Annotated in this window: 20 protein-coding genes; 6 read left to right on the plus strand and 14 right to left on the minus strand. The window is 68.9% G+C overall.

The window, feature by feature from the left end:
* Position 1: 1 nt before the first annotated feature.
* Together ACFWUU_RS10535 and ACFWUU_RS10540 are read right to left on the minus strand one after the other, a co-directional pair.
* The gene (locus ACFWUU_RS10535; RefSeq protein ID WP_137257385.1) at positions 2-520 is read right to left on the minus strand and encodes a VOC family protein; all 519 of its coding nucleotides are present in this window, start codon (positions 518-520) and stop codon (positions 2-4) included.
* Between the two features lie 32 nt (positions 521-552).
* On the minus strand, positions 553-1,224 hold the full coding sequence (locus tag ACFWUU_RS10540; protein ID WP_380174555.1) for a LysR family substrate-binding domain-containing protein: 672 nt from the start codon (positions 1,222-1,224) through the stop codon (positions 553-555).
* Between the two features lie 32 nt (positions 1,225-1,256).
* Between ACFWUU_RS10540 and ACFWUU_RS10545 the strand changes: the two genes are divergently transcribed.
* Positions 1,257-1,631: a DUF5997 family protein gene (locus tag ACFWUU_RS10545; RefSeq protein ID WP_380174556.1), complete on the plus strand. Its 375-nt coding sequence runs from the start codon at positions 1,257-1,259 to the stop codon at positions 1,629-1,631.
* An 8-nt stretch (positions 1,632-1,639) separates the two neighbouring features.
* Here the strand turns inward: ACFWUU_RS10545 and ACFWUU_RS10550 are convergent, their stop codons facing one another.
* Both ACFWUU_RS10550 and ACFWUU_RS10555 read right to left on the minus strand, forming a co-directional pair.
* Positions 1,640-2,380 carry an alanyl-tRNA editing protein gene (locus ACFWUU_RS10550; protein ID WP_380174558.1) on the minus strand — a complete coding sequence of 247 codons (741 nt, stop codon included), beginning with the start codon at positions 2,378-2,380 and terminating at the stop codon, positions 1,640-1,642.
* Positions 2,381-2,396: 16 nt separating this feature from the next.
* Positions 2,397-3,560, minus strand: coding sequence for a pyridoxal phosphate-dependent aminotransferase (locus ACFWUU_RS10555; RefSeq protein ID WP_380174561.1), 1,164 nt, complete (start codon positions 3,558-3,560; stop codon positions 2,397-2,399).
* Positions 3,561-3,583: 23 nt separating this feature from the next.
* Between ACFWUU_RS10555 and ACFWUU_RS10560 the strand changes: the two genes are divergently transcribed.
* Positions 3,584-4,468, plus strand: a complete 885-nt coding sequence (locus ACFWUU_RS10560) for an NAD-dependent epimerase/dehydratase family protein (protein WP_380174564.1) — start codon at positions 3,584-3,586, stop codon at positions 4,466-4,468.
* Here ACFWUU_RS10560 and ACFWUU_RS10565 read toward each other — a convergent pair.
* Positions 4,411-5,790: an FAD-binding oxidoreductase gene (locus ACFWUU_RS10565; RefSeq protein WP_380174566.1), complete on the minus strand. Its 1,380-nt coding sequence runs from the start codon at positions 5,788-5,790 to the stop codon at positions 4,411-4,413. The two genes, ACFWUU_RS10560 and ACFWUU_RS10565, sit on opposite strands and share 58 nt — an antisense overlap.
* Positions 5,791-5,969: 179 nt before the next feature.
* On the opposite strand from ACFWUU_RS10565, the gene ACFWUU_RS10570 reads away from it, so the two are divergent.
* Together ACFWUU_RS10570 and ACFWUU_RS10575 are read left to right on the plus strand one after the other, a co-directional pair.
* Positions 5,970-11,486: a carboxyl transferase domain-containing protein gene (locus ACFWUU_RS10570; protein ID WP_380174568.1), complete on the plus strand. Its 5,517-nt coding sequence runs from the start codon at positions 5,970-5,972 to the stop codon at positions 11,484-11,486.
* Between the two features lie 21 nt (positions 11,487-11,507).
* Positions 11,508-13,640 carry a transglycosylase domain-containing protein gene (locus ACFWUU_RS10575; RefSeq protein WP_380174570.1) on the plus strand — a complete coding sequence of 711 codons (2,133 nt, stop codon included), beginning with the start codon at positions 11,508-11,510 and terminating at the stop codon, positions 13,638-13,640.
* Positions 13,641-13,645: 5 nt separating this feature from the next.
* On the opposite strand, the gene ACFWUU_RS10580 is transcribed toward ACFWUU_RS10575, so the two are convergent.
* The 8 genes from ACFWUU_RS10580 to ACFWUU_RS10615 form a co-directional block, all read right to left on the minus strand.
* Positions 13,646-15,592: a primary-amine oxidase gene (locus ACFWUU_RS10580; protein WP_380176837.1), complete on the minus strand. Its 1,947-nt coding sequence runs from the start codon at positions 15,590-15,592 to the stop codon at positions 13,646-13,648.
* Positions 15,559-16,809, minus strand: coding sequence for a diaminopimelate decarboxylase (gene lysA, locus ACFWUU_RS10585; protein WP_380174571.1), 1,251 nt, complete (start codon positions 16,807-16,809; stop codon positions 15,559-15,561). Before lysA ends, ACFWUU_RS10580 begins: the two co-directional genes overlap by 34 nt.
* Before the next feature lie 10 nt (positions 16,810-16,819).
* Positions 16,820-17,740: a universal stress protein gene (locus ACFWUU_RS10590; protein WP_380174573.1), complete on the minus strand. Its 921-nt coding sequence runs from the start codon at positions 17,738-17,740 to the stop codon at positions 16,820-16,822.
* A complete protein-coding gene (locus ACFWUU_RS10595; protein ID WP_137257376.1) occupies positions 17,737-19,191 on the minus strand; it encodes an amino acid permease in 1,455 nt (484 codons plus the stop codon). Before ACFWUU_RS10595 ends, ACFWUU_RS10590 begins: the two co-directional genes overlap by 4 nt.
* A gap of 81 nt (positions 19,192-19,272) precedes the next feature.
* Positions 19,273-20,298, minus strand: a complete 1,026-nt coding sequence (gene speB / locus ACFWUU_RS10600; protein ID WP_137257375.1) for an agmatinase — start codon at positions 20,296-20,298, stop codon at positions 19,273-19,275.
* A 42-nt stretch (positions 20,299-20,340) separates the two neighbouring features.
* Entirely contained in the window at positions 20,341-20,676 is a 336-nt protein-coding gene (locus ACFWUU_RS10605) for a hypothetical protein (RefSeq protein ID WP_137257374.1), read from the minus strand.
* Positions 20,677-20,745: 69 nt separating this feature from the next.
* Positions 20,746-20,970: a translation initiation factor IF-1 gene (gene infA, locus ACFWUU_RS10610; RefSeq protein WP_137257373.1), complete on the minus strand. Its 225-nt coding sequence runs from the start codon at positions 20,968-20,970 to the stop codon at positions 20,746-20,748.
* Positions 20,971-20,972: 2 nt separating this feature from the next.
* Positions 20,973-21,722, minus strand: a complete 750-nt coding sequence (locus ACFWUU_RS10615; RefSeq protein ID WP_380174575.1) for a GNAT family N-acetyltransferase — start codon at positions 21,720-21,722, stop codon at positions 20,973-20,975.
* Between the two features lie 235 nt (positions 21,723-21,957).
* Between ACFWUU_RS10615 and ACFWUU_RS10620 the strand changes: the two genes are divergently transcribed.
* Together ACFWUU_RS10620 and ACFWUU_RS10625 are read left to right on the plus strand one after the other, a co-directional pair.
* Entirely contained in the window at positions 21,958-25,383 is a 3,426-nt protein-coding gene (locus tag ACFWUU_RS10620; protein WP_380174577.1) for an error-prone DNA polymerase, read from the plus strand.
* Between the two features lie 307 nt (positions 25,384-25,690).
* On the plus strand, positions 25,691-26,458 hold the full coding sequence (locus tag ACFWUU_RS10625) for a class I SAM-dependent methyltransferase (RefSeq protein ID WP_380174579.1): 768 nt from the start codon (positions 25,691-25,693) through the stop codon (positions 26,456-26,458).
* Between the two features lie 2 nt (positions 26,459-26,460).
* Here ACFWUU_RS10625 and ACFWUU_RS10630 read toward each other — a convergent pair whose 3' ends face one another.
* Positions 26,461-26,997, minus strand: coding sequence for a hypothetical protein (locus ACFWUU_RS10630; RefSeq protein ID WP_380174580.1), 537 nt, complete (start codon positions 26,995-26,997; stop codon positions 26,461-26,463).

The raw sequence follows: 26,997 nt of genomic DNA on the forward strand, positions 1-26,997 counted from the left end.
GTCAGCCCAGCACGCGGGAGATTCCTACGCCGCTGCGAGCATCTCGACCGTACTTCTCGATCTCGGCGGGGAGGTTGAGGCGCGCGATGCCGGTCTTGTTGCGGTCGTCGTCGGTGAGCAGGTCGGCGGGGATGATCCAGACGATCTCGAACTCGAGTCCGTCGGGGTCCTTGCCGTACAGCGACTTCGTCGTGCCGTGGTCCGAGGCGCCGACCAGCGCGTCGTGCTCGCTCAGCTTGGCGGCGAGGTCCTCGAGGTCGCCGAGGGTGTCGACCTCCCAGGCCAGGTGGTAGAGCCCGACCGTCGTCCGCCCGGCGCCGGACGAACCCGCCTGCGACCCGATCTGGAACAGCCCGAGGTCGTGGTCGTTGCTCGACCCCGGCGCCCGCAGGAACGCCGCGCCCGGAATCGTGTCACCGGTCTCGGTGTACCCGAAGCCGAGGACGTCTCGGTAGAACGCGACGCTGGCCGCAACGTCGCGCACATACAGGACCGCGTGGTTCAACCGGAAGATCGCCATGTACCGATGGTAGTTGAGAACTCAACTTGGGACTAGCGACGGCGCCGTGGCTTCTGCCGGCTTCTGTCCGGGATCTGCTTCTTCGGCTTGACCGTCTTGGTCTTGGGAGCCGGTCCACGAGTGCTGTTCATCGTCCGCCCCCGGACGATCCCGATGAAGTGCTCCACCAGCTCACTCGTCTCGTCAGCTTCCGCCCAGCTGAGCGCAACCTGCGACTCCGGTACGCCGCTCACGGGCCGGTACGTCAGATCCTTCCGATGATGCAACCGAGCCAACGACTGCGGCACGACGAGCAACCCGGTGCCCATAGCAACCAACTCGACCGCGTCCCCGGTCCGCACCGGCCGCTCCTCGATCACCCGCCCCGGCGGCCGCTCCCAGTCCAGTACGTCGTCCTGCGCGTGCAGCATCAGCTCGTCCGACAGGTCGTCGACGGTGATCTCGTCGGCGGCCGTAATCAGGTGATCCTTGGGCACCACGACGACGGTCTGCTCGACGTACAGCGGGATGGCGTGGAGGCCGGTCCGATCGATCGGCAACCGCAGTAGCACGGCGTCGGCCTCGCCACGACGTACCAGCTCCGGCGCGTCGGCGGCAGACACCTGGATCAGCTCGAGCGGGACGCGGGGGAGGCGCTCGGCCCAGATCCGGACCCACTTGGCTGGGGTCACGCCGGGAACGTAGCCCAGCCGGAATCCGGTCACGTCGTCAGGTTACCGGGCGTTACGCTGCTCCCATGACGGCGCGCAAGACATCCCAGACCATGAAGCCCGCGACAGCGGCCAAGAAGCTCGGGGTGTACCTCGAGGCCACGCCCGCGGAGTTCCAGGACGGCGTTGTGTCGCGCGACGAGCTGAACGCACTGCAGACGGACCCGCCGGAGTGGCTGCAGGAGCTCAGGCGGACCGGCCCCCACCCACGCGCTGTGGTGGCGGCCAGACTCGGTGTCTCGATCAGCGGCCTGGCCCGTGCCGGGATCACGGAGGCGCTGACCACGGACGACATCGAGGCCATCCGCGACGAGAACCCGGACTGGCTGGAGCACGAACGCGCCACTCAGGCGGAGGTGCGTCGGCAAGAGGCCGAGCTCAAGAAGAAGCCACGCTCGTAACGACCGCGTCAGCTGATCCGCACTCGTAGTCGGCGGAAGCCTTTGCCCTTGCTTTCCATTTTGACGACTTCGAGTTGACCGATCAGCGCGGTGGAGGCGACGTGGGTGCCGCCGTCGGCTTGGGTGTCCAGGCCGGCTATGTCGACGATGCGGACGATCTCGATGTCGGGTGGGAGCAGGTTGGTCGCGGTGCGGATGATGTCGGGGATCGCGAATGCCTCGTCCCGCGGGAGGTTGCTGACCGTGATCCGGCGGTCGGTGCGGATCTCCGCGTTCACCGCCTCGGCGACGCGCTCCTTGAAGTCCGGCGGTACTTCGGCCAGGTCGAAGTCCATCCGCGCCGACAACGGCTCCATGTTCCCGCCCGTGACGAGCGCCCCGAAGTCGCGGAACACCACTCCGGTCAGCACGTGCAGCCCGGAGTGGGTGCGCATCAGCTGAGTACGCCGTTCGTCGTCCAGCGCCCCACGCACCGCCGTACCAACTGCAGGCACCGGGTCGCCGTCGTGCGGCACCAGATACAGGTCGTCGCCGCGAACCGTCCCGACGATCCGCGTCCGTACGCCGCCCCACAGCAGCACGCCCTCGTCCGGCGGCTGCCCGCCGCCACCGGGATAGAACGCGGACCGGTCGAGCACGATCCCACGCTCCGGATCCACCCCGACGACCGTCGCATCCCACTCCCGCACCGACGCATCGTCCAGATCCAGCCGATGCGTATGCCCGTGCTGATTCCCCTCGCCGCTCATGGTCCCCGAATCTAGCTCAGTCCGATGTGACGAGTTCCGTGAATGCGTCCAACGCACGGCGGATGTTCTCCACCGAGTTCGCGTACGAGAACCGCAGGTGGTTCTCGCCGTACACCCCGAACGACGTGCCCGGGAGGCAAGCGACGCCGGCCTCGTCGAGCAGGCGATCAGCCAACGCTGACGCCGACAGGCCGAGCTCGCTGATGTTCGGGAACGCGTAGAACGCTCCGCCCGGCTCGACACAGGACACACCCGGTACGGCGTTCAGCCCGGACACGATCACCTCGCGCCGCTCGCGGAACGCGGCCAGCATCCGGTCGACGTCGTCCCACGGACCTTCCAGCGCGGCGATCGCGGCGTACTGGCTGAAGGCCGACGTACAGGAGACCGAGTTGATCATCAGTCGCGTCACCGGCTCGACCAGCGGCTCCGGGAACACGCCGAAGCCCAACCGCCAACCCGTCATCGCGAACGTCTTCGACCAGCCGTCGAGCAGGATCGTCCGCTCGCGCATCCCGTCGACATCCAGCACGCTGTGGTGCTCCCCGTCGTACCGCAACGCCCAGTAGACCTCGTCGCTGAGTACGACGAGATCGTGCTCGATCGCGATCTCGGCGATCGCCTGCAACTGCTCCGGGGTGGACGCGCTGCCGCAGGGGTTGTGCGGCGAGTTGAGAATCAGCAGCTTGGTCCGGTCGGTGACCAGCGAGCGCAACTCCTCGGGGTCGATGACGAACCCGTTCTCCTCCCGCAGCGGCACCGGCACCGCCTTCGCGCCGGCGAACGACGCGATCGACTCGTACATCGGGAAACCGGGGTCCGGGAACAACACCTCGTCACCCTCCTCGCACAACGCGAGGATCGTGAAGAACATGATCGGCTTCGCACCCGGCGTGATCAGCACCCGGTCCGGCGACGTCTGCAGCCGGCCGGTGCGCTCGAGGAACTCCGTCACCGCGGTCCGCAGCTCCGGGATCCCGGGCGCCGGCACGTAGTGCGTGAAGCCCTTGTCCAGCGCCTGCTGCGCGGCGGCGATCACGTGCGCCGGGGTGTCGAAGTCGGGTTCACCGATCTCGAGGTGCACGATCTCGCGCCCCTGCGCCTCCAGCGCCTTCGCCTTGGCCAGCACCTCGAAGGCCGATTCGGTCCCGAGCCGTTCCATCCGCTGAGCAAGTTTCACGACACCAACTTTAATCTGCAACGATGAAGAACATGGCACGGGTAGCGGTGACAGGAAGCAGCGGCAAGCTCGGCCGCGCGGTGGTCGATCACCTCAACGACAACGGCTGGGATGTGGTCGCGCTCGACCAGGCTCCGCCGGCGCGCACCGACGTGACGTCGACCCGGCTCGATCTGACCGATTTCGGGCAGACGTACGAGGCGATCGCGGGGATCGACGACCGGCACGACGGGGTCGACGCGGTCGTGCACCTGGCCGCGATCCCCGCCCCGGGCCTGCGGCCGAACGCGGCGACGTTCCACAACAACATGACCGCGACGTACAACGTGTTCTCCGCGGCGCTGCGGGCCGGCGTCCGGAACATCGTCTGGGCGTCGAGCGAGACCGTGCTCGGTCTGCCGTTCGACGAGTTCCCGCCGTACGTGCCGGTGGACGAGGACTATCCGCCGCGGCCGAACAGCACGTACTCGCTGGTGAAGACGCTCGAGGAGGAGCTGGCCCGCCAGCTGTGCCGGTGGCACCCGGACCTGAAGCTGATCGGGCTGCGCTTCTCCAACGTCATGTACCCCGAGGACTACGCCCGCTTCCCGTCGTTCGACGTCGACGCCCAGGCCCGCAAGTGGAACCTCTGGGGTTACATCGACGCCCGCGACGGGGCACAGGCGGTCCGCAAGGCACTTGAGTACGACGTAACCGGGACCGATGTCTTCATCGTCGCGAACGCCGACACCGTGATGTCCCGGCCCAACGAGGAACTCCTCGCCGAGGTGTTCCCCGGCGTGGAGGTGAATCGGCCGTTCGGGCCGAACGAGACGCTGCTGTCGATCGACAAGGCGCGGCGTCTGCTCGGCTACGAGCCCGAGTTCTCCTGGCGAGGTCCGAACGGGAAGAGCGTGTCCGGGTCGTAGTCCGCACGTACTTCGGCCAGCCGCGCGAATGTGTCCGCCGGCCAGGACGCCTCGTACGATCCGGGCAGCGCGAACCCGCCCGCGAAGTTCACCGTGGTCTGCTCACTGATCCACGGCCCGAGCTTCGCGATCAGCCCGTCGACCGTTGCCGGAAGCACCTTTTCGAACAGGCTCGGGTCCGGTACGCCGATCAGCGTCATCGTGCCCGCCCCGCCACGGCCGCCGACCGCACTGCCCTCGGGTACGTCGCGTGCCGTCGCGCCGCCGAGATGCCGGACCTCGACCGCGATCAACGGAAGTTGCTGCTCCGGACCGGCCGCCTCGAGGAAGGCCGCGACGAAGTCGGGATCGATCCTGTCGAGCATCATCCCGCGGTCCCACGACGGCGTCGGGTCCTTCGGGTCGTTGTGGATCAGCGCGATGTCGCTGGCCGGCATCTCGCCGACCGCGTCGATCAGCGTCGTACCGGCGTCGCGGATCGGCTGGAACAGTTGCTTGCCCTCGGCCACATCTCCGACGTACGCGAAGCGCACGTTGAGCACGGTCTTGCCACGCAGCGGTTCCGGGATGAACTCGAGCGGCGGGAGACGCAGGATCACGACCGACGAGTTCGCGTTCTCCGGCAACGTCCTGGTCCACTCGGTCCAGGTGTTCAGCACGGGAGTAATGTGCTCCGCGTCGAAGAACACCGAACCGCCGTACAGCGTGCTCAGCTCGACGAGCTCGAAGTCCATCGACGTGACGATGCCGAAGCCGCCCTTGCCGCCGCGCAACGCCCAGAACAGGTCTGCGTGCTCGTCGGCGTTGGCCGTGACGACCTCGCCGGCCGCGGTCACGACGCGGAACCCGCGCGCCCAGTCGGACGAGAAGCCGTAGGTCCGGGCCAGCGGGCCGAGTCCACCGCCGAGCGTGTACCCGATGCAGCCGACGACGTCGGACGCGCCCGCGATCGGTGCGAGTCCGTGCGGCGCGGCGGCGCTGATGACGTCGGCCCACACCGAGCCGGCGTTGATCTGCGCGATCCTGGTCTGCGGGTCGACCGTCACGCCCTTGAGCCGCGAGGTCGTCACCACGATCCCGTCCTGGATCGGGTTCGGTACGCCGTGCACCGTCGCCAGCACGCGAACCGGCGTACCGGTCTCGGCCGCCGCCCGGACCACAGCTACCGCGTCGTCCTCGGACGTCAGCCCGACAACCGCCTCAGGACTGTGTGTAACCGCGAGGTTGAATCCCGCGAGCTCTTCCGCGAAGCCGTCGTCCCCGCGCGCCAGCACAGGTCCCGCGACCGCTCCCCGCAGCCGGCCGATCAATTCATCCGACACGATGCTTCCCCTCCGTCGACTGCCCGGAAGTCTTTCACCAGGCCGGGGTCAGGCTCGATCCGAGCCACAAACACGCCTGAACGGGGGGCCGACTCGACGGTAACGGCCATGGACTGAAAACCTGTGCCAGCAGAGGGCGATCCCTTCTGTACAAGCAGGGTGAGACACGGAGGCGGTCGATGTTCAAGCGTATCGCAGTAGTGAACCGGGGCGAGGCCGCGATGCGGCTGATCAACGCGGTCCGGGAAGTCAACGCCGAAGGCGGTGACCCGATCGAGACCGTGGCCTTGTTCACTGACGGCGAGCGGACCGCGACCTTCGTACGCGCGGCGGACATCACCTATCCGCTCGGCCCGGCGTCGGCCCGGCCGTACCTGGATCTCGCCGTCCTCGAACGTGCGCTGCGCGAGACCGGCGCCGACGCGGCCTGGGTCGGCTGGGGCTTTGTTGCCGAGGACCCCGCGTTCGCGGAGCTGTGCGACCGGATCGGCGTGACCTTCATCGGCCCGTCGGCCGAGGCGATGCGCAAGCTCGGCGACAAGATCGGTTCGAAGCTGATCGCCGAGGAGGTCGGCGTACCGGTTGCGCCGTGGAGCCGGGGCGCGGTCGAGTCGCTGGACGCCGCGCTGGCGGCGGCCGAGCAGATCGGCTACCCATTGATGCTCAAGGCAACGGCCGGCGGCGGTGGCCGCGGTATCCGGGTGGTCCGCTCAGCAGACGAGTTGTCCGACGCGTACGCGCGGACCAGTGACGAGGCCGCCCGCGCTTTCGGTAGCGGCGTCGTGTTCCTGGAGCGGCTCGTCACCGGCGCGCGGCACGTCGAGGTGCAGGTCATCGCAGACGGCCAGGGCACGGCGTGGGCGCTCGGCGTACGGGACTGCTCAGTGCAGCGCCGCAACCAGAAGGTGATCGAGGAGTCGGCGTCCCCGCTGTTGTCGGCCTCGCAGGTCGAGGATCTGAAGGCATCCGCCGAGCGGTTGGCGCTCGCGGTCGGGTACAGGGGCGCCGCGACGGTCGAGTTCCTGTACCACCCGGGCGAGAAGTCGTTCGCGTTCCTCGAGGTGAACACGCGACTCCAGGTCGAACACCCGATCACCGAGCTGACCACCGGGTTCGACCTGGTGAAGGCCCAGCTGCACGTCGCTTCCGGCGGCCGGCTCGAGGGCGTCAAGCCGGTCGAGAGCGGTCACGCGGTCGAGGCCCGGTTGAACGCCGAGGACCCGGATCGCGATTTCGCGCCGTCGCCCGGGCGCATCGCCGTACTCGATCTGCCGGCCGGGCCCGGGATCCGGGTGGACACCGGGGTGAGCGCGGGCGACAGCATCCCCGCGGACTTCGACTCGATGATCGCGAAGATCATCGGGTACGGGCGGACCCGCGAGGAGGCGCTCGCCCGGCTGCGGCGGGCCATGCAGGCGACGACCGTGCTGATCGAGGGCGGCGCGACCAACAAGAGCTTCATCCTCGAGCTGCTCGACCAGCCCGAGGTGATCGACGGCAGTGCGGACACCGGCTGGATCGACCGGGTCCGCGGCGAGGGCCGGCTGATCTCGCACCGGCATTCCGGGATCGCGCTGGTCGCGGCGGCGATCGAGGGATACGAGGACGCCGAGGCCGTCGAGCGGACCCGGCTGCTGGAGACCGCGCACGGCGGTCGCCCGCAGGTGCAGCACGAGGTCGGCCGCGCGATTGATCTGAAGCTGCGCGGCGCGAGCTACCGGGTGACGGTGGCGCGGATCGGTCCGGAGCGGTTCCGGGTCGGCGTGGGCAACGGCAACGGCCACCTGAAGATGGTGGACGCCGAGCTGGAGCGGCTGGACGACTACACGAGCCGCCTGGTCGTCGGCGGGCAGCGGTTCCGCCTGGTGACCGCGACGCACGGCCCGGTGCACCTGATCGAGGTCGACGGCGTGACCCACCGCGTCAGTCGCGACGAGGGCGGCGTACTGCGTTCGCCCGCGCCCGCGCTCGTGGTGGCGACGCCGGTGCAGACGGGTGCCGAGATCGAGGCCGGCGCGCCGGTACTCGTGCTCGAGAGCATGAAGATGGAGACGGTGCTGTACGCGCCGTTCAAGGCGACCGTGAAGGAGCTGCTGGTCTCGACCGGCAGCCAGGTGGAGACGGGTGCGCCGCTGCTCCGGCTGGAGCCGGTGGCGGACGAGTCCGGTGCGGAGGCGGTCGCTCCGACGACCAACGGCGTACAGCTGGATCTGCCGAACGGGACCGGGGAGAAGTCCGCGGCGGAGCGGGTTGAGCGTGGGCTCGATGATCTGCGGAGCATGCTGCTCGGGTTCGACATCGACCCGCAGGACGAGGGCGGCATGCTGGCCGACTACCTCGCGGCGCGGTCCGAGCTCGCGCATCAGCAGGCCGGGCCTCCGGTAGGGCCGGAGATCGAGCTGCTCAGCGTGTTCGCCGACTTCGCCGAGCTGAGCCGGAACCGTCCGGCCGGTACTGACACGAGCATCGAGAACCGGGTGCACAGCCCGCGCGAGTACTTCTACACGTACCTGCAGAGTCTGGATCCGGACCGTGGCGGGTTGCCGGCCGAGTTCCAGGCCCGGCTCACGCGGGTGCTGAGCAACTACGGCGTGACCGGGCTCGAGCGGAGCCCTGAGCTGGAGGAGGCGGTCTTCCGGATCTTCCTGGCCCAGCTGCGCTCGAATCCCGACGTACTGCTGGTGACGTCCGTGCTTCAGCGGTGGATCGCCGAGCCGCTGCCGGAGTCGCCGCTCGACGAGTCGGTGCACGAGCTGCTGGACCGGCTGGTGCCGGCCACGCAGCTGCGGTTCCCGGTGGTCGGTGACCTGGCCCGGAGCGTTCGCTTCCGTTGGTTCGACCAACCGCAGGTCGACGCCGAGCGCGCATCGATCATCGCCGGCGTGAGCGACGAGGTCGCCGACCTCGCCGCGAATCCGGATGCGCCGGACCGGCAGCAGCGGATCGACGCGCTGGCCGCCATCCCGGAGCCGATCGTCCGGTTCCTCGCGCAGCGGCTGGAAGGCGGCTGGGGCGAGCGTGAGCCGATGCTGGAGGTGCTCGTACGGCGGCACTACCGCGAGTACGAGCTGCACGACCTGCGCGAGTTCGCCGTCGACGGCCGGCCGGTCGCGACCGCCGACTACTCGATCGACGACCGCCCGAGCCACCTGGTCACGACGGTCGGGACGGTGGCCGAGCTCGCCGACCGCGACAGCGCCCTGTCCCGCGTACTGACCGCGCAGGTCGACGCCCGTACAGCCGGCCACGAGGCCGTCGTCGAGCTGTACCTCTACGGCCCTGACCTGCCTGAGTCGCAGCAGGAGGCCTCCGACCTGTACCGCCGGATGGTCGCCGAACTCCCGGTCGCGCAGCGGGTACGGCGGATCTCGGTCGCCGTCGCGCCGGGACACGGCCGACCGGTCTCGTACTTCACGTACCGTCCGGCCGGTGGGTCGATGACCGAGGACGACAACGTCCGCGGCGTACACCCGATGGTCGGCCGCCGCCTGAACCTGTGGCGGCTGCGCGACTTCCGGATCACCCGCCTCGAAGCGCCCGAGGACGTTCTCCTCTATTACTGCGTCGCGCGGGACAACCCGGCCGACCGACGGCTCGTCGCGCTGGCCCAGGTCCGCCAGTTCGCCGTGGTCCGGGACGAGGACGGCCAGGTCACGTCGCTGCCGCACGCCGAGCGGGCGATCGCGAACTGCCTGGAAGCGATCCGCCGGGCTCGCTCCGCGCGCGGTGCGGCAGGCGCCAAGCTGGACATGAACCACGTCTGGGTGCAGATCTGGCCGGTGGTCGAGGCCCAGGTCGACGAGGTGACCGCGCTGCAGCGCAACATCGCCCCGATGACCGCGGGCGCCGGGATCGAGGAGGTCCTGGTCCAGGGCCAGGTCCCCGGCCCGGACGGTACGACGAACCCGGTCGCGGCCCGGTTCTACTACCAGCACGGCGCGGGTGTCGTCACGTCGATCGAGCAGCCGCCGACCGGACGGCTGCTGCCGCTGGACGACTACGCGCAGAAGGTGCAGCGGTCGCGGCGGCGCAACACGATCTACCCGTACGAGGTCAGCGGGATGGTCGCCGGTCAGGGCGGCTCGTTCGTCGAGCACGACCTCGACGACGCCGGCAACCTGGTCCCGGTCGAGCGGCCGAAGGGGCTGAACAAGGCCGGCATCATCGTCGGCATCGTCACCACGCCCAGTGAGCGGTACCCCGAGGGCGTCACCCGGGTCGCGATGAGCGGCGACCCGACGATGGCGCTCGGTGCGGTCGCCGAGGGGGAGTGTGCGCGAATCATCGCCGCGCTCGACCTGGCCGAGCGGATGCAGGTCCCGGTCGAGTGGTACTCGCTGTCGGCCGGCGCCCGGATCTCGATGGACTCCGGTACCGAGAACATGGACTGGGTCGCGAAGGCGCTGAAGCGGATCGTCGAGTTCACCCAGGACGGCGGCGAGATCAACGTCGTGGTCGCGGGGATCAACGTCGGCGCGCAGCCGTACTGGAACGCCGAGGCGACGATGCTGATGCACACCAAGGGCATCCTGGTGATGACGCCGGACAGCGCGATGGTGCTGACCGGCAAGCAGACGCTGGACTTCTCCGGCAGCGTGTCGGCCGAGGACAACTTCGGCATCGGCGGGTACGACCGGGTGATGGGCCCGAACGGCCAGGCGCAGTACTGGGCGCCCGACCTGAAGGCGGCCCGGGACGTGTTGATGACGCACTACGACCACACGTACGTCGTACCGGGGGAGCGCGGTCCGCGCCGGGCCGTCACGTCGGACCCGGTGGATCGCGACGTCACGCCGTACCCGCACGAGGTGGCCGGAAGCGATTTCAAGACGATCGGTGAGATTTTCTCGCCTGCGACGAACCCGGACCGGAAGAAGGCGTTCGACATCCGCACGCTGATGCGGGCCGTCACCGACCAGGACCACCCGGTGCTGGAGCGCTGGGCCGGGATGGCCGACGCCGACACCGCGGTCGTGCAGGACGCGCGGCTCGGCGGGTTCCCGGTCTGTCTGGTCGGGATCGAGTCCAAGTCGGTGCCGCGGCGGGGCTTCCCGCCCACCGACGGCCCGGACACCTACACCGCGGGCACGCTGTTCCCGCGGTCGTCGAAGAAGGTGGCGCGGGCGATCAACTCGGCCAGCGGCAACCGACCGCTGGTCGTGCTGGCGAACCTGTCCGGCTTCGACGGATCACCGGACTCGATGCGGAACCTGCAGCTCGAGTACGGCGCCGAGATCGGCCGCGCGATCGTGAACTTCCGGGGACCGATCGTTTTCTGCGTCGTCTCGCGGTACCACGGCGGCGCGTTCGTGGTGTTCTCGAAGTCGCTGAATCCGTCAATGACCGTGCTCGCGGTCGAGGGATCGTTCGCCTCGGTGCTCGGCGGCGCGCCGGCCGCCGCGGTTGTCTTCGCGGGTGAGGTCGACGCGCGGACCGCCGCGGATCCGCGGGTCGCGACGCTGGCCGAACGGGTCGGCGAGGCGACCGGGGCGGAGCGGGCTGCGTTGGCCACCGAGCTTGCGGATGTGCGAACCGTCGTACGGGCGGAGAAGCTCGGCGAGGTCGCGACCGAGTTCGATCGGGTGCACAGTATCGAGCGGGCGCGCGACGTCGGATCGGTCGATGCGGTCATCACTGCAAGGGAATTGAGACCAAAGTTGATCGAGGCAATCAATTCCGGGGTACCCGCGGAGTGATCTCTCGCCTACTCTGTAGAGGTGGTGCGAACCGACAGGGGCGGTCGCGGTTGGGCTCGGTCGTTGATCTTGTTCATCGGCGTGAGCGTGTTGTCGGGCGCCCTGGCGGCGGGCCTCGCGGTCCCGTTCGCCGGATTCGCCGGGCAGGGTGCTGCTGACGTCGCAGCGACCGTCGAGAATCTGCCGGTCGAGTTCCAGACCGATCCGCTGGCCGTCCGCAGCCGCATCCTGGCGGCGGACGGCACGCTGATCGCCACGCTGTACGAGCAGAACCGGGTCCCGGTCCCGCTCGGCAGCGTGAGTCCGATCATGCGCAAGGCGATCGTCGCGATCGAGGACTCGCGCTTCTACGAGCACGGCGCGCTCGACCTGAAAGGCACGCTGCGGGCGATGGTGCGCAACCAGACCGGCGGCGAGGTGCAGCAGGGCGGGTCGAGCATCACCCAGCAGTTCGTGAAGATGAGCCTGGTCGAGAAGGCGCGGACGGCCTCCGACCGGGCGAAGGCCACCGAGGTCTCGTACCAGCGGAAGCTGACCGAGCTGCGGTACGCGATCGCGGTCGAGAGCCAGCTGTCCAAGGACGAGATCCTCGAGCGGTACCTGAACCTGGCGAACTTCGGCGACGGCTCGTACGGCGTCCAGGCCGCCGCGCAGCACTACTTCCGGACCACCGCCGAGAAACTCACGCTCCCGCAGGCGGCGCTGCTGGCCGGGCTGGTGAAGAACCCGACCGGGTACGACCCGACGAACGACCTGACCCGCTCGAAGGCGCGCCGCGACGTGGTGATCAAGCGGATGCTCGAACTCGGCGTGATCACGGTCCACCAGGCCAACCAGGCGCTGCGGACGCCGGTGATCGACCTGGCCACCGTCGAGCCGGTGCCGAACGGCTGCGCCAACTCGCGGTACCCGTTCTACTGCGACTACGTGGTCTCGAAGCTGCTGGCCAACCCGGCGCTCGGCGTGACCCCGAAGGACCGCGACCACTACCTGAAGACCGGCGGCCTGCTGATCCGGACCTCGATCGACCCGCAGCTCCAGGCGGCCGCGCAGGCGTCGATCGACAAGCACAGCAAGCGCACCGACACGTCCGCGGCCGCGATCACAATCGTCGAACCGGGCACCGGGCTGGTCAAGGCGATGGTGCAGAGCAAGCCGTACGGCAACGGGCGCAACCACACCAACTACAACTACAACGTCGAGAAGTCGTACGCCGGCGGGTTCGGCGGGTTCCAGAACGGCTCGACGATGAAGGCGTTCACGATCGCGGCGGCCCTGTCGCGAGGCATCCCGATGGACTACCGGATCAACTCGCCGGAGCAGATCGACCTGCGGAACAAGAAGTTCAAGACCTGTACCGGGTACACGCGCGATCCGACGTACCAGCCGAGGAACTCGACGCACAGCGGTGACCTGACCATGGTCGAGGCGGCGCGGTTCTCGACCAACACCTACTTCCTGCAGCTGTCGCAGCGGACCGGGCTGTGCCCGATCGCGAAGATCGCGGCCAAGCTCGGGATGTACAACGGCCAGACCGGCGAGCCGCTCGACCAGGTGGCGTCGATGACGCTGGGCGTCGGGTACGTGACACCGCTGATGCTGTCGAACGCGTACGCGACGTTCGCGGCGCGCGGGAAGTACTGCAAGCCGCTCGTCGTCACGTCGATCCGGGACAAGGCCGGCAAGGCGATCCCCGGGCCGGGCTTCGCCTGCAAGCAGGTGTTGCCGCGGGCGGTGGCGGACGGGGTCAACCGGGTCCTCAGCCAGGTGATGATGCCGGGCGGCACCGGTGGTCGGCTGCGCTTCGGCAGCCGCGACATGGCCGGCAAGACCGGCACGATCCAGCAGAACCTGGCGGTCTGGTTCGCCGGCTACACCCCGAACCTCGCCGCGGCGGCCGTCGTCGCGGACGCCAGCCTGCCGTACACGAACCTGATGTTCCACCACACGCTGAACGGCGTGGACATCGCCGACCCGACCGGCTCCGGCACGGCCGGCCCGCTCTGGGAGAGCGCCATGCAGGGTGCCATCCGCGGGTTCCCGGTCGAACGCTTCGTGAATCCGCCGAAGAAGATGATCGGCAACCCGAACCCCAAGCCGCCCGACTCGAAGAAGCCGGGGACGAAACCGGTAAAGCCCAGGCCGAACACGTAGGCGCTTCAGTCGTGGTGGCAGACCTTGCCGTCGGCCTTGATCGAGGGCGGGACGTCGATGGACGGATTCCGGTCGAAGAAACCGAACGGTTTGAGCCAGAACGAGACGGTGTCGGCGGGCATCACCGGCCAGTCCTCGACCCGGGTGATGTGGTGGATGCCGAAGACGTACCAGAGCACGAGGTCGGTGTTCTCCAGTGACTCGTCGTCGGCGATCCAGCGGCTCATGCCGTCGTCGGTGCTGGACTGGGTCGGGTAGTCACCGCACGGCCAGCGTTCCTCGTCATGGTGGCGGGTGACCCAGAGCGTGTGCCCGATGACGGGCGCGCGGAGGAACTGCGGCGTACCCGGATCCATCAGCGGCGGGATCGACGCGCTCGGGACGAGTTTGTACGCCGGATGCGTGCCGAGCGCGTTCACCCGGTTCGGGTTCGCCACCTTCCAGGACCGTTGGGTCGACCAATTGAAGTCCCGGCCGGCCTCGGACTCGGACCGGATCGGCGTCGCGTCGGTGACGACGGCCAGCCCGTACGGATTGCTCTCCGACACCGGCAGCGCACGCGAGTCCACCTCGTACGCCGTGTTGCCGTCGCCGTCCACGTCGAGGTCGAGCCGGGCGACCAGGAAGTGCTGGTGGAACGGCGCGTACGTCTGCTTGTCGACCACGGTCCCGGTCGCGGGCGCGGGACCGGCGTACGGCGTCGTCACCATCAGCCCGGTGGCCCGGACCTCGCACTCGATATTGCCGTCCTGGTAGAAGCGCCAGTAAACGAGGTACTCGTAGTTCGCGACCGTCACGTGGCACGACACGACCAGCCGGCGCATCCGGCGTACCTCGGCGCCGTTGGTGTGGTCCACGTGCTTCCACAGCACGGCGTTGTCCTCTTCGTGCAGGCAGATCGCGTTCTTGATCGTGTACGGCTCGCCGCGGGTGTCGTGCAGCACGGCGTCCAGGTAGCGGATCTCGCCGAGGCAGTCGCAGCCCAGCTCGAGCGACGTGGTCATGAACCCGAGACCCCATTCGCCGATGTCGAACGCAGTACGCCGGTAGTGGTCGAACGACGCGTCGCGGTACGGGACCATCAGCTCGGCGAACGACATCCGGTAGGCGATGTCGCGGCCGCCGTACCCGACCTGGTAGATCACCGGGCCCTCGCGGTGGTTGAAACCGAGTCGCAGGTTCCAGTTCTGCCAGCGCAGCTCGGTGCCGTCGAGCGTGAACGAGACGCCCTCGGGCTGACTGATCTCCAGCGGCTTCAGGTCGGTGCGCAGCGCCCCGGTCCACGGTCCTGGGACGTACTCCGCGGTGACGTCCGGCTGGCCGTGATTGTGGTCGTCCTCGAGCTCGAGCAGCTCGAGGGTGTTCATGTCGACGACGACCTTGAGACCGGACACCGGATGCGCGTACGCATTGCTCTCCGGCGTCTCGCGGTACCAGATGTCACACCAGCCGAGCCTGCGGTCACGGTACTTCTCCGGCATCAGCGCCTTGCCGTACGTCCAGACCTCGATCAGGACCAGGGACAGGTCGGTGATGCCGCGCACGGCCAGCGCGGCGGCGACGTCCGGGTGCGCCCGCATCGCCGCGTCGACCTCGTAGTACTCGTCGGTGGTGAAGTTCGGCGTCACGCCGGGGACGTGCGTCCAGGAGACCACCCGGTCGCCGGTCAGGTCGACGACCGCCTCCCAGGTCTGGTTGTCGGCCCGGTTCCACAGCACGGCGAACGCGGTCCGCGGTACGGCGTCACCGGACCGCCAGGCTTTGACCGCCGCCTTGTCCGGCTCGAGCAGCTCGATCCCGGCGAACCGCCAGGACCCGTCGAGCTCCTCGTCCCGCCGCAGGATCGCGGCCGTCTGCCGGAACTCGTGCTCGTCCAGCGGCTCGAGTGGATGGGTCGCCATGGCCTTCTCCTCGTCGGCTAGTCGACGTCCCGGGCCATCAGGTCGTCCCAGGTCTCCCGGCGGACGACGAGACGCGGGACGCCCTCGTTCGCGAAGACGACCGGGATCCGGCGGTTGCCGTTGTAGTTGTTCGCCATCGTGTAGCAGTACGCCCCGGTCGCCGGGATCGCGAGCAGATCCCCGACCGCCGGCGCGGACAGCGGTACGCCGTCGACCAGCACGTCACCGCTCTCGCAGTGCCGCCCGACCACGGTCACGCTCTCCAGGCCGGGCCCGTCGAAGCGCCCGACGATACCGGCCTCGAACCGCTGCTCGAACAACGCGACCTCCAGGTTGTCGCCCATCCCGCCGTCGACGGCGACGAAGGTGATCGCGCCGCGTTTCACCGTGGTGACGCGGTAGATCGTGGTCGCCGCCGTACAGACCATGCTGCGTCCAGGTTCGATGATCAGCTGCGCGGATGCGGGGAGGTGCTGCTTCGCCGCGCCGATCAGAGCGTCCAGGTACGCCGCCACACTCGGCGGCTTGTCCGCCCAGGTGTAGCGCGCCCCCAGCCCACCGCCCAGGTCGTAGATCTCGAACTCGCCGAGCCGCGCGATCGGCGCGACGGACTCCGCGAACGGCTCGACGTCGAGGATCTGCGAACCGACATGAACGTGCAGACCGCGCATTCGCAGCCGTGGGCTGTGCTCGATCCGCCGGATCAGCGCAGCCGCGTCCGCCGGGGCGAGACCGAACTTGGAGCCCGCGTGCCCGGTCAGCACATGTGCGTGGGTGTCCGCGGTCACGCCCGGGATGATCCGCACCAGCACGTCCTGCGGCCGCCCGGTCGCTTCCAGCCGGTCCACGTCATCGGCGTTGTCGACCACGACCAGGCCGATACCGTGCTCGACGGCGAGCGCGATCTCCTCGTCGCTCTTCGCGTTGCCGTGCAGCACGATCAGGCCCGGATCGACCCCGGCCTTGAGCGCGGTCAGGATCTCGCCGCCGCCCGCGACGTCGAGGCCGAGTCCTTCCTCGACCATGACCCGCTGGACCGCCGTACACGGGAACGCCTTCGACGCGAAGACGACGCGCGAGCCGGGCCGGCGGGCGGCCAGCTCGTCGCGGTACTCGCGGGCGCGGGCCCGGAGCGCCTGCTCGGCGACGACGAGAACCGGCGTACCGAACTCGGCCGCCAGGTCGTCCGCACGGCACCCGCCGACCACAACTGTGCCGTCGACATCGAGCCGGCTCCCGGGTGGGAACAGCGAGAGCAGATCACTCATGATCGAGTGGTCAGTTCTCGCCGGCCTGCTCGGCCAGCTGTTCGGCCCGCCGGCGCGGGATCACCAGCACCGGGACAGGGGAGTGGCGCAGGATCTTGGTCGCCCGTGACCCCAGGAAGACGCGGGCGATCGGTCCCAGCTCGCTCGACCCGACCACCAGGACGTCGCCTGCCTCCCAGCCGATCTCGTCGATCGCCTCGGCCCACGTCGTACCGGACCCGACCACCGTCTCGATCGTGCGCGGGCGCTCGGGCAGCTCCTGCACCTGCGCGAGCGTGGCGCTCACCGTCTTGTCCAGCTCGGACCGCCATTCCTGCATCACCAGGTCCTCGGAGTCCGTGCCCAGCGTGGTCGTGTACGCGGGCCGGTTCCAGACCGCGAACGTTGCTATCCGCAACGATGCGTGGACGTCGGCGCTGACCGAGGCAGCGGCCAGGACCAGGTCCTCGGCGCTCTCGGTGCCGCCGAAGGCCGCGGTCACCCGGGACACCGTGCGGTCGGCCGGGCAGCGGAAGCCCCGGGTGGCCAGTGCGAGTGAGACGTGCGAGCTGTGCAGCAGCCGGTCGGTGACACTGCCGAGCGCGATGTGGCCGAACACGCCGGCCGACGACGACCCGAGCACGATCAGCCGGGCGTCGTTCTGCTCGGCCAGCTCGAGCAGCCCGGCCGGCGCCGACCGCGCGCTGTGCCGGACGTACGTCGCCGGAACGTCCCCGGGCAGAAAGCTCCGGGCCCGCTCCAGCGCCTGGTCGGCGCCCTGCGTCAGGAACTCCTGGTACTCCGCGTCCACCCGCGCCATCCCGGGCACCCACGGCGCGGGTACGACGCTGCACACGATCAGGTTGTCGCCCGCCGACCTGGCCAGCATGCCGGCCAGGTGCAGCGCTGCCTTTCCACGCTCGTCGGGGGCGTAGCCGACGATCATCGTCATGGCTGCGGTCCGTCCTCGTCGTGGATCAGCCCGACGTGCTCGTTCCGGCCGAGATGCGAGTGCTTGAAGCCGTAGACGAAGTACCAGATCAAGGCGACGGCCAGCCAGATCAGGAACACGTAGATCGTCACCGCGCGCAGGTCCTTGATGATCCACAGACAGCCCAGGATCGACAGGACCGGCGTGACCGGATAGCCCGGCACCTTGAAGCCGCGCGGCAGTTCAGGGTGCGTACGGCGCAGTACCATCACGCCGATCGACACGACCAGGAACGCGACCAGCGTGCCGATGCTGGTCATCTCGGCGAGGAAGTTGATCGGGATCAGCCCGGCCAGCAGCGCGATCAGCACCGCGACGATCAGCGTGTTCGGTACCGGGGTGTGCGTGCGCGGGTTCACCTTGTGGAACAGCTCGGGGATCATCCCGTCGCGCGCCATCGCGAACAGGATGCGGGTCTGGCCGTAGATGACGATCAGCGTGACGCTGAAGATCGAGATCACCGCGCCCGCGGCCAGGACCGTGGCCGGCCAGGACGATCCGGTCACCTTCTCCAGGATCGCGGACAGCCCGGCCTCCTGGTCCTTGAACTGGTCTGCCGGCTGGGCCGCGACCGCGACCAGCGTGACCACGATGTAGAGCCCGGTGACCGTGACGAGCGCGATCAGGATTGCCAGCGGCATCGTCCGCCGCGGGTTCTTGACCTCCTCACCGGCGGTCGAGACGGCATCCAGACCGATGTAGGAGAAGAAGATGATGCCGGCGGCCGAGGTGATCCCGGTGATGCCGAACGGCGCGAAGTTCGACAGGTTGTCGGAGTTCCAGCCCTTCAGCCCGAGCACGATGAACAGGATCAGCACGCCGATCTTCAGGCACACCATCACCGCGTTGGTCTTGGCCGACTCGCTCGCGCCGCGGATCAGCAGCAGCGTGCAGAGCGCGACCAGGATGACCGCGGGCAGGTTGAACACGCCGCCCTGTTCAGGCGCCTGGGACAGCTTGTCCGGCAGCGTGAAGCCGAAGAGGTTGTCGAACAATTCGTTCAGGTACTGCGACCAGCCGACCGCGACGGCCGCGGCCGACACGCCGTACTCCAGCAGCAGACACGCGGCCACGCCGATCGCGGGCAGCTCGCCCAGCGTCGCGTAGGCGTACGAGTACGACGAACCCGACACCGGGACCGCGCTGGCCAGCTCGGCGTAGCAGATCGCGGTCAGTCCGGCGACCACACCGGCGATCACGAACGACCAGATCACCGCCGGTCCGGCCACGGGGACGGCCTGCGCGAGAACGAAGAAGATACCGGTACCGATGGTGGCGCCGATACCGAACATGGAGAGCTGGAACAACCCGATCGATCGGACCAGCTCGCTCTGGCCGGAGTCGCTCCCGCTCTCCTGCGACATCTCCGGAACCGGCTTGCGGCGGAACAGCTGCCGCGCGGTCATCGCCATGCTGCCTCCCCTCGATGGAGGTGCCCGCAATTCCCCACCCTCTTCGGAGTGTGGCACCCGGCCGCCTGTGCTGGGAACAGGTCAGCCCGGCGTGGGCCGGCCACCCAGCAGCGGCCGGCCGGGATCCCAGCGGGTCCCGTCGCGTTCGTCCTGACGCTTGCGGGCGATCGCCGACACGGCCTCCAGCACCACGCGATTGGCCAGCGCGGCGGTGATGTCGGCGTGGTCGTACGGCGGGCTGACCTCGACCACGTCCATCCCGGCGACAGGCAGTTCGAGGCAGATCCGGCGTACGGCGTCCAGCAACTGGCGCGCGGTCAGACCGCCCGGCTCGGGCGTGCCGGTGCCGGGAGCGTGACCGGGATCGCACACGTCGATGTCGACGGACAGGAACACGCCGTCGCACTCGTCGGTCGCGATCGTGAACGCCTCGGTCAGGCACTCGTCCAGCCCGCGGTGCACGATCTCGGTCATCTCGTAGGACCGCATGTTCTGTTCGGCCATCCAGTCGAGCGTGTCCGGCGGCGGCCAGTAACCGCGCAGACCGATCTGCAGGAACCGGTCACCGCGCAACGCACCGGACTCGATCAGCCGGCGCATCGGTTGCCCGTGACCCCACAACGACCCGAACTCGATGTCGCCGGTGTCGGCGTGCGCGTCGAAGTGCAGCATCGACACCCGGCCGTGGCCGAGCACGTTCGCGACCCCCTTCGCGTCCGGGAACGCGATCGAGTGGTCGCCGCCGAGCACGATCGGGATCGCGCCCGACCGGGTCACCTTCTCGACCGCTGCTTCGAGCGCGGGCAGGGCGACCTCGATGTCACCGGAGTACATCTCCACGTCACCGGCGTCGACCACGTTCAGGTCGACCAGGCCGTCGGTACGCAGCGCCAGGCTGGGCCGGGACCCGTCGTGGCCGAGGTAGTCGCGCATCCGGATCGCCATCGGGCCGAAGCGCGCCCCCGGGCGGTGCGACGTACCGCCGTCGAAGGGCGCGCCGAGGATGACCACTTGAGCATCCGCGTACGACGCCGGGTCGTCCAGGTCGCAGGCCGGGACGCCGAGGAAGGTGAAGTCCGGGCCGAACTGCTGACCGTAGCGGCTCATCTCCGGAGTCTGGCACCCCGGCCCTCGAGCGTCCAGGGCGGTCTAGAGCGGACGCAGGTTGCCGCCGGGGACCCAGGTGATGTGGCCGTCCTTGTCGCGGACCCGCCCGAGCCACTCGCCGTTGTCGCGGATCCACACGTCGAGCTTGCCGGTCGACCAGCTGGCTTGCTGGACGTCCTGGGCAGGCTCGACGTGACGGATCGCGTCGGCCGGGCGTGGCCCGTGCGCGTCGTACTGCACGTCGAGATCGGAGGCTAACTCGTAGGCTTTCTCCTCGTCGTCGAGACCTGTCGCACGCCACCCGTTGACCGCACCGTCCCAGACGCCGAACCCGTTGGATCCGTCGTCGGACGGGCGAACCGTGAACCGACCAAGCATGTTTTCAGATTACCGCTTGATCGAACACATGTTCTAGTCTTGATCCCGACGGGAGGTGTGTGAGATGGATCAGGTTCGGTAGCGGAAGATGATCCGGCCCCGGTTCAGGTCGTAGGGGCTGAGCTCGACCAGGACGTGGTCCTCGGGGAGGATCTTGATGTAGTTCTTCCGGATCTTCCCGCTGATGTGCGCCAGCACCTTGTGGCCGTTGGTGAGCTCGACCCGGAAGTTGGCGTTGCGGAGGCACTCGACGACCGTGCCCTCGACCTCGATGGCGCCTGCTTTCCTGGGCATGGTCAGGCCTTCCCGCTGATCAGTTCGAGACTGCCGCCGGTGCGTTCGGCGCCGATCTCTTCGAACAGCGCCAGTGCGGCCGTGTTGGTCTCGTCGACCTCCGTCGTGGCGGCCTCGAAACCGGCCTGATGCAGCCGGCTGAGCGCTTGGGTCAGCACGGCGCGGCCGATGCCGTGCCGCTGTTCGGCGGCCAGTACTGCGACCAGCCCGATCCGCGGGCGCCGAGTCCTGGTCGCGACGCGGACCAGTCCGACGTACCGGCCGTCCTTTGTCGCGACCGTGTACTTCGACGGGTCGAGCGGTCTCGTCCCGCCTTGCCACGGCAGCACCTCGGCGGGCATGGTCTGCCAGCCGACGGTCGCCTCGACCTCTGCGCGGATCGCACGGTCGAGTTCGCGCAGCTCGGCCTCGGTCGGGGCGGTCTCGATGACCACTCCTGACGGCGGGTCGGCCGGTGTGAGGTTTGTGGGTACGACGAACTCCGACTCGCGGCGCTCGCGGGTGAAGCCGGCGCGTTCCCACTTGGCTGTGAGGTCGTGGTCGGTCTCGTCGACCACGGTGTAGAGCGGTGCCGACTGGTCGGCGAGCATCGCGGTGGCGAGCTGGTCGAAGACCGAGTCGCGCCAGGTGTCGATGCTGAGGAAGGTCCTGCCGTCGAGCCGCCGTGAGGCGTGCCCACGGCCGACGACCAGGTCGTTCTCGATCGCGTGCCACTGGTTCTCGGCGACACGCGAGAGCGTCAAAGTGTTCATAGGTGTTTCCTTCCGGGAGCTTCTCGAGGCGCTCCCGACCGACACCTACGTCAGTCGCCCGCCCGTGACCACGAGGGGGTGAGCACCCGCTGCGCTACAGCGTTCATGGGGGCCTCACCTCCGGGTGTGATGTCACGGACCACGGCAAGGTATCCAATCCCTCACCCGGCTGCCACTCATTTTGCGTGCTGTCGAACATATGTTCTAGTCTTGATCCCAACGGGAGGTGAGTGCGATGGGCTACAACAATCCGCCGATCAAGTGGTCGGAGCTGGAGCGCAAGCTGTCGGACCGCTCCCGCCCGGGCAGCCACGGCGGCCGGCCGGTGACGGGCGACGGCGGTGACAGCCCGGCGTGGTCGCAGCACCGCGGGCCGTATGTCCCCGACGTCGTGCGACGCCCCGAGCACGCGGTGCCGTATGCCGAGCTCCACGCCCATTCGAACTTCTCCTTCCTGGACGGCGCCTCCCAGCCCGAGGACCTGGTCGAGGCGGCGGTCCGCCAAGGGCTGCATGCGCTGGCGCTGACCGATCACGACGGGTTCTACGGCGCGGCCCGGTTCGCCGAGGCCGCCGCGGCGTACTCGTTGCCCACTGTCTTCGGAGCCGAGCTGTCGCTGGGGCTGACCGGCCCGCAGAACGGCGTGGCCGATCCGGAGGGCAGTCACCTGCTGGTGCTGGCGGAGGGGCAGGACGGGTATCACACATTGGCCGGTGCGATCACCGAGGCGCAGTTGGCCGGAGGGGAGAAGGGGAAGCCGGTCTATGTGCTGGAGAAGCTGGCTGCTGTCGGCCGCGACCAGTGGGTGATCCTCACCGGCTGCCGTAAAGGCCTGGTCCGGCAGGCGCTGGAGCTCGGTGGGCATGCCGACGGTCCGGCCGCCGCGGCCCGTGAGCTCGACCGGTTGACCGCGTTGTTCGGTAAGGACCGCGTGGTCGTCGAGCTGATCGACCACCATCTGCCCGCGGACACCACACGGAACCGGATCCTGGCCGACCTCGCCGCCGACCGCGGCCTCCCGGTAGTTGCCACAAACAACGTTCATTACGCGGTCCCGGCCAAGCACAAGCTCGCCGCCGCGCTGGCCGCGGTGCGAGCCAGGCGCGACCTGGACTCGATGGACGGCTGGCTGCCACCGAGCGGGATGGCGTTCGTGCGCTCGGGGGAGGAGATGGCGGCCCGCTTCCGGCGGTACGACGGGGCCGTGGCGCGCTCGGTGACGCTGGCCGACCAGCTCGCGTTCGACCTCGCGCGGGCGAAGCCGAAGCTGCCGCTCCGCGACGTACCTGATGGTCATGATCCGATGTCGTGGTTGCGGGAGCTGACGTTCGCCGGCGCCGCCAGCCGGTACGGGACTCGTGCGCAGCGGCCGGATGCCTATGAGCGGCTGGAGCGGGAGCTCGATGTCATCGAGGAGAAGGGCTTCCCGGGGTACTTCCTGATCGTCGAGGACATCGTCCGGTTCGCGCACGACAACGGGATCCTCTGCCAGGGTCGCGGCTCGGCGGCGAACTCGGCGGTCTGCTACGCGCTCGGGATCACCGCGGTCGACAGCATCCTCTACAACCTGCCGTTCGAGCGGTTCCTGGCCACCACCCGGGCCGAGGAGCCGGATATCGACGTCGACTTCGACTCGGGCCGGCGGGAAGAGGTGATCCAGCACGTCTACGAGAAGTACGGACGCCACAACGCCGCCCAGGTGGCGAACGTGATCTCCTACCGTCCGAAGTCCGCCGTCCGCGACATGGCGAAGGCCCTGGGGTACTCCGTCGGTCAGCAGGACGCGTGGTCGAAGCAGGTGGACGGCTGGAGTCCGGAGGTCACCTCGACCGAGCACGACATCCCGCCGCAGGTGGTGTCGATGGCGACCGAGCTGCTGAAGTTCCCGCGGCATCTCGGGATCCACTCCGGCGGGATGGTGCTGACCGAGCGCCCGGTCGGCGAGGTGGTGCCGATCGAGCATGCCCGGATGGAGAAGCGGACCGTCCTGCAATGGGACAAGGACGACTGTGCGTGGATGGGGCTGGTGAAGTTCGACCTGCTCGGGCTCGGCATGCTGGCCGCGCTGCAGTACTGCCTGGACATGGTCCGCGAGCAGATCGGCGAGTCGTGGGAGCTGCACACGATCCCGCGGGAGGAGGCAGGCGTCTATGACCAGCTCTGCCGGGCGGACTCGGTGGGCGTGTTCCAGGTCGAGTCCCGCGCACAGATGGCGACCCTGCCGCGACTGAAACCGCGACGCTTCTACGACCTGGTCACCGAGATCGCGCTGATCCGCCCAGGCCCGATCCAGGGCGGCGCCGTCCACCCGTACATCCGCCGCCGGACCGGGGAGGAGCCGATCACCTACCTGCACCCGAAGCTGCGACCAGTGCTGGAGCGGACGATGGGCGTGCCGCTGTTCCAGGAGCAGCTGATGCAGATGGCGATGGCGGTCGGCGAGATCGACGGCGACGAGGCCGACCTGCTCCGCCGCGCGATGGGGTCCAAACGCGGCATCGAGAAGATCTCGTCGCTGAAGGACAAGCTGTACGCCGGGATGGCCGGCAACGGGATCACCGGAGACCTGGCCGACGAGATCTACGAGAAGATCGAAGCGTTCGCGAACTTCGGATTCGCCGAATCGCACTCGATCAGCTTCGCGCTGCTCGTCTACTCCAGCACGTGGCTGCGGCTGCACTACCCGGCCGCGTTCCTGGCCGCACTGCTGCGAGCCCAGCCGATGGGGTTCTATTCGCCGCAGTCCCTGGTGGCCGACGCCCGCCGCCACGGCGTCGAAGTACGCCGTCCGCACCTGCATCTCTCGGGTGTCGACGCGGGGCTCGAGCTGCTGGTCGACGGGCAGGAGCGCACCGGGCCGACCGGTTCGCCGGACTGTCTGGCGGACCCGCAGCCGTTGGTGGGTCCGTTCGACCCGAAGGCTCCGTTCGACAACACCGCGCATCGCCGGGACGGTGTGTTCGCGGTCCGGCTCGGGTTGTCCGAAGTACGCACGGTGGGGGAGAAGGGCGCGAAGCTGATCGTCGAGGAGCGGGAGCGGGGTGGGCCGTTCAGCGAGATGGCCGACCTGGTCCGGCGTACCGGGATCAGTGCGGCTCAGGTCGAGGCGCTCGCGACGGCCGGCGCGTTCGACTGCTTCGGACTCGACCGGCGGCAGGCGTTGTGGGAGGCAGGGCGCGCGGCCGAGGAGCGTCCCGGTCAGCTGGCCGGCATCACCGCCGTCGGCCCGCCGCCGACGCTGCCCGGGATGAGCGACATCGAGGCCGACATGGCCGACCTGTGGTCCACCTCGATCACCACCACCAGCCACCCGATGGAGCGCGTCCGCGAAAGACTCCGCGCCGAAGGCATCCTGTCCGCCGCCCAACTCCGCGAAGCCCCCAACGGCTCCCGCGTCCGGGTAGCCGGCGTCGTCACCCACCGCCAACGGCCCGCCACCGCCTCCGGCGTCACCTTCATGAACCTCGAAGACGAGACCGGCATGGCCAACATCGTCATCACCGTAGGCTGCTGGCACCACCACGCCGCCGTAGCCCGCAACGCCGCCGCCCTCATCATCCGAGGCCGGGTAGAACGCGCCGGCGAAGTAACCAACCTCTCCGCCGAACACCTAGAACGCCTCCCCCTAGCCGCCCGCACCAAATCCCGCGACTTCCGCTAACCCCACCCCGGACACCCGCGAATCGGTCACCGCTTCGCGGCGGCTGTTTTGTTGGCCGCTTCGCGGCGTACGCGGATGTTCCTCCGGCGACTGCGCTTTGCGGCAACTGGTCCCGCGGAATCGGTCACCGCTTCGCGGCGGCTGTTTTGTTGGCCGCTTCGCGGCGGGCGTGGATGTTCCCTGGGCGACTGATCTTGCCGGGACGACTGGTCCCGCGGAATCCGACGCCGTTCGGGGTGGCTCATCATCTGCTGCCTCTGGCGGCGCGTGAGTGTTGCCGTGGGTGGGTGGTGGGTAGGTTCGGGGGATGGGTGAGGGTGAGCGGGTGGGGCTTGGGTCGGGGTTTGGGCAGGTGGCGGGGGCTTATGCGGAGCATCGGCCGGATTATGCGCGGGCGGCGGTGGGGTGGGTGTTGGAGGTGGCGCCGGGCTCGCGGGTGCTTGATCTTGGGGCTGGGACCGGGAAGTTGACGGCGACGTTGGTTGAGATGGGGGTCGACGTTGTTGCCGTTGAACCTGATCCGGGGATGTTGAGGGAGTTGCGGCGGGGGTTGCCCGGGGTACGCGCCTTGGCGGGTGGAGCCGAGGGGATACCACTCGCGGATGGGGCGGTGGATGTCGTGGTCGCCGGGAACGCTATGCACTGGTTCGACATGGCGGTGGCAGGGCCGGAGATTGCCAGGGTGCTTGTGCCTGGTGGGGTTCTGGCGGGGCTGTGGAATGTTGTGGACGACCGGGTGGAATGGGTCGACGGGCTGGCGCGGGTGAGTGGGAGTGCGGCGATCGGTCCGCGTGATACGCCTGGGAGTTGGCGGGTGGAGGCGGCCGGCATGCACTTTCCGGAGGCGTGGTTCGGCCCGGCTGAGCAGGCTGAGTTTGCGCACGGGCAGCGGCGTACTGCGGACTCTCTTGTCGCGACCCTCGCCACCCGCGCGGGCATGTTGGTCATGCCAGACGACGAACGAGACGCCACGCTGACCCGCATCCACGCCTACCTGGCGAGCCGCCCGGAGACCGCTCGCGGTGAGTTCACTCTGCCGATGTTGACCAGCGTTCTGCGGCTTCGGCGGGTGTGAGGTCAGGTGCGGGGTGGGCGGTTGAAGATTCGGCGGAGGCGGGCTAGGGCCTGGTCGGTGAAGAGGCCGGTTAGGGCGCCGGTTAGGACCAGGACGGCTACGCCGGCGCTGGAGGTGGATTCGTCGCCGATGCTGATCAGGCCGGTGTTGACGGCGATCACCGAGACGGAGGCGAGTAGGGCCGACCAGAGTGGACGCATGATGTACCACGCGACCTGGTGATTCGCGCCGGTCGTGCGGGCGAACGTCATGCTCTGCTGGATGACGCTGCCGACCGCGCCGGCGGCGGCGCCGACGATGAGCAGGCTCATGTTCAGTGTGATCGCGAAGTCGACCGGCCAATGGGCTGATCGGCTTGCGACCTGGTGCGGGCCGACGGCCTCCTGGGCTGCGACCAGGTGTTCGGCCAGCCCGTACGCCGCAACGAGACACGGCAGCGCGACGAGAGCCTGGGCGATGTTGATCGTGACGATCAGCCGACGGTGCGAGCGCCGTACGGTCCTGGTCCGCCTCCGGTGTGGTTCGAGTGTGTTGCTCAT

Source organism: Kribbella sp. NPDC058693 (assembly GCF_042715335.1).
GTDB classification, from domain to species: Bacteria; Actinomycetota; Actinomycetes; order Propionibacteriales; family Kribbellaceae; genus Kribbella; species Kribbella jiaozuonensis.

Coding starts and splice junctions, on each gene's coding strand:
- ACFWUU_RS10615 (WP_380174575.1), bottom strand. CDS start 21,722: ATGAACACTTTGACGCTCTCGCGTGTCGCCGAGAACCAGTGGCACGCG.
- ACFWUU_RS10590 (WP_380174573.1), bottom strand. CDS start 17,740: ATGACGATGATCGTCGGCTACGCCCCCGACGAGCGTGGAAAGGCAGCG.
- ACFWUU_RS10620 (WP_380174577.1), top strand. CDS start 21,958: ATGGGCTACAACAATCCGCCGATCAAGTGGTCGGAGCTGGAGCGCAAG.
- ACFWUU_RS10545 (WP_380174556.1), top strand. CDS start 1,257: ATGACGGCGCGCAAGACATCCCAGACCATGAAGCCCGCGACAGCGGCC.
- ACFWUU_RS10560 (WP_380174564.1), top strand. CDS start 3,584: ATGAAGAACATGGCACGGGTAGCGGTGACAGGAAGCAGCGGCAAGCTC.
- ACFWUU_RS10605 (WP_137257374.1), bottom strand. CDS start 20,676: ATGCTTGGTCGGTTCACGGTTCGCCCGTCCGACGACGGATCCAACGGG.
- lysA (WP_380174571.1), bottom strand. CDS start 16,809: ATGAGTGATCTGCTCTCGCTGTTCCCACCCGGGAGCCGGCTCGATGTC.
- speB (WP_137257375.1), bottom strand. CDS start 20,298: ATGAGCCGCTACGGTCAGCAGTTCGGCCCGGACTTCACCTTCCTCGGC.
- ACFWUU_RS10550 (WP_380174558.1), bottom strand. CDS start 2,380: ATGAGCGGCGAGGGGAATCAGCACGGGCATACGCATCGGCTGGATCTG.
- ACFWUU_RS10570 (WP_380174568.1), top strand. CDS start 5,970: ATGTTCAAGCGTATCGCAGTAGTGAACCGGGGCGAGGCCGCGATGCGG.
- ACFWUU_RS10625 (WP_380174579.1), top strand. CDS start 25,691: ATGGGTGAGGGTGAGCGGGTGGGGCTTGGGTCGGGGTTTGGGCAGGTG.
- ACFWUU_RS10535 (WP_137257385.1), bottom strand. CDS start 520: ATGGCGATCTTCCGGTTGAACCACGCGGTCCTGTATGTGCGCGACGTT.
- infA (WP_137257373.1), bottom strand. CDS start 20,970: ATGCCCAGGAAAGCAGGCGCCATCGAGGTCGAGGGCACGGTCGTCGAG.
- ACFWUU_RS10595 (WP_137257376.1), bottom strand. CDS start 19,191: ATGGCGATGACCGCGCGGCAGCTGTTCCGCCGCAAGCCGGTTCCGGAG.
- ACFWUU_RS10630 (WP_380174580.1), bottom strand. CDS start 26,997: ATGAGCAACACACTCGAACCACACCGGAGGCGGACCAGGACCGTACGG.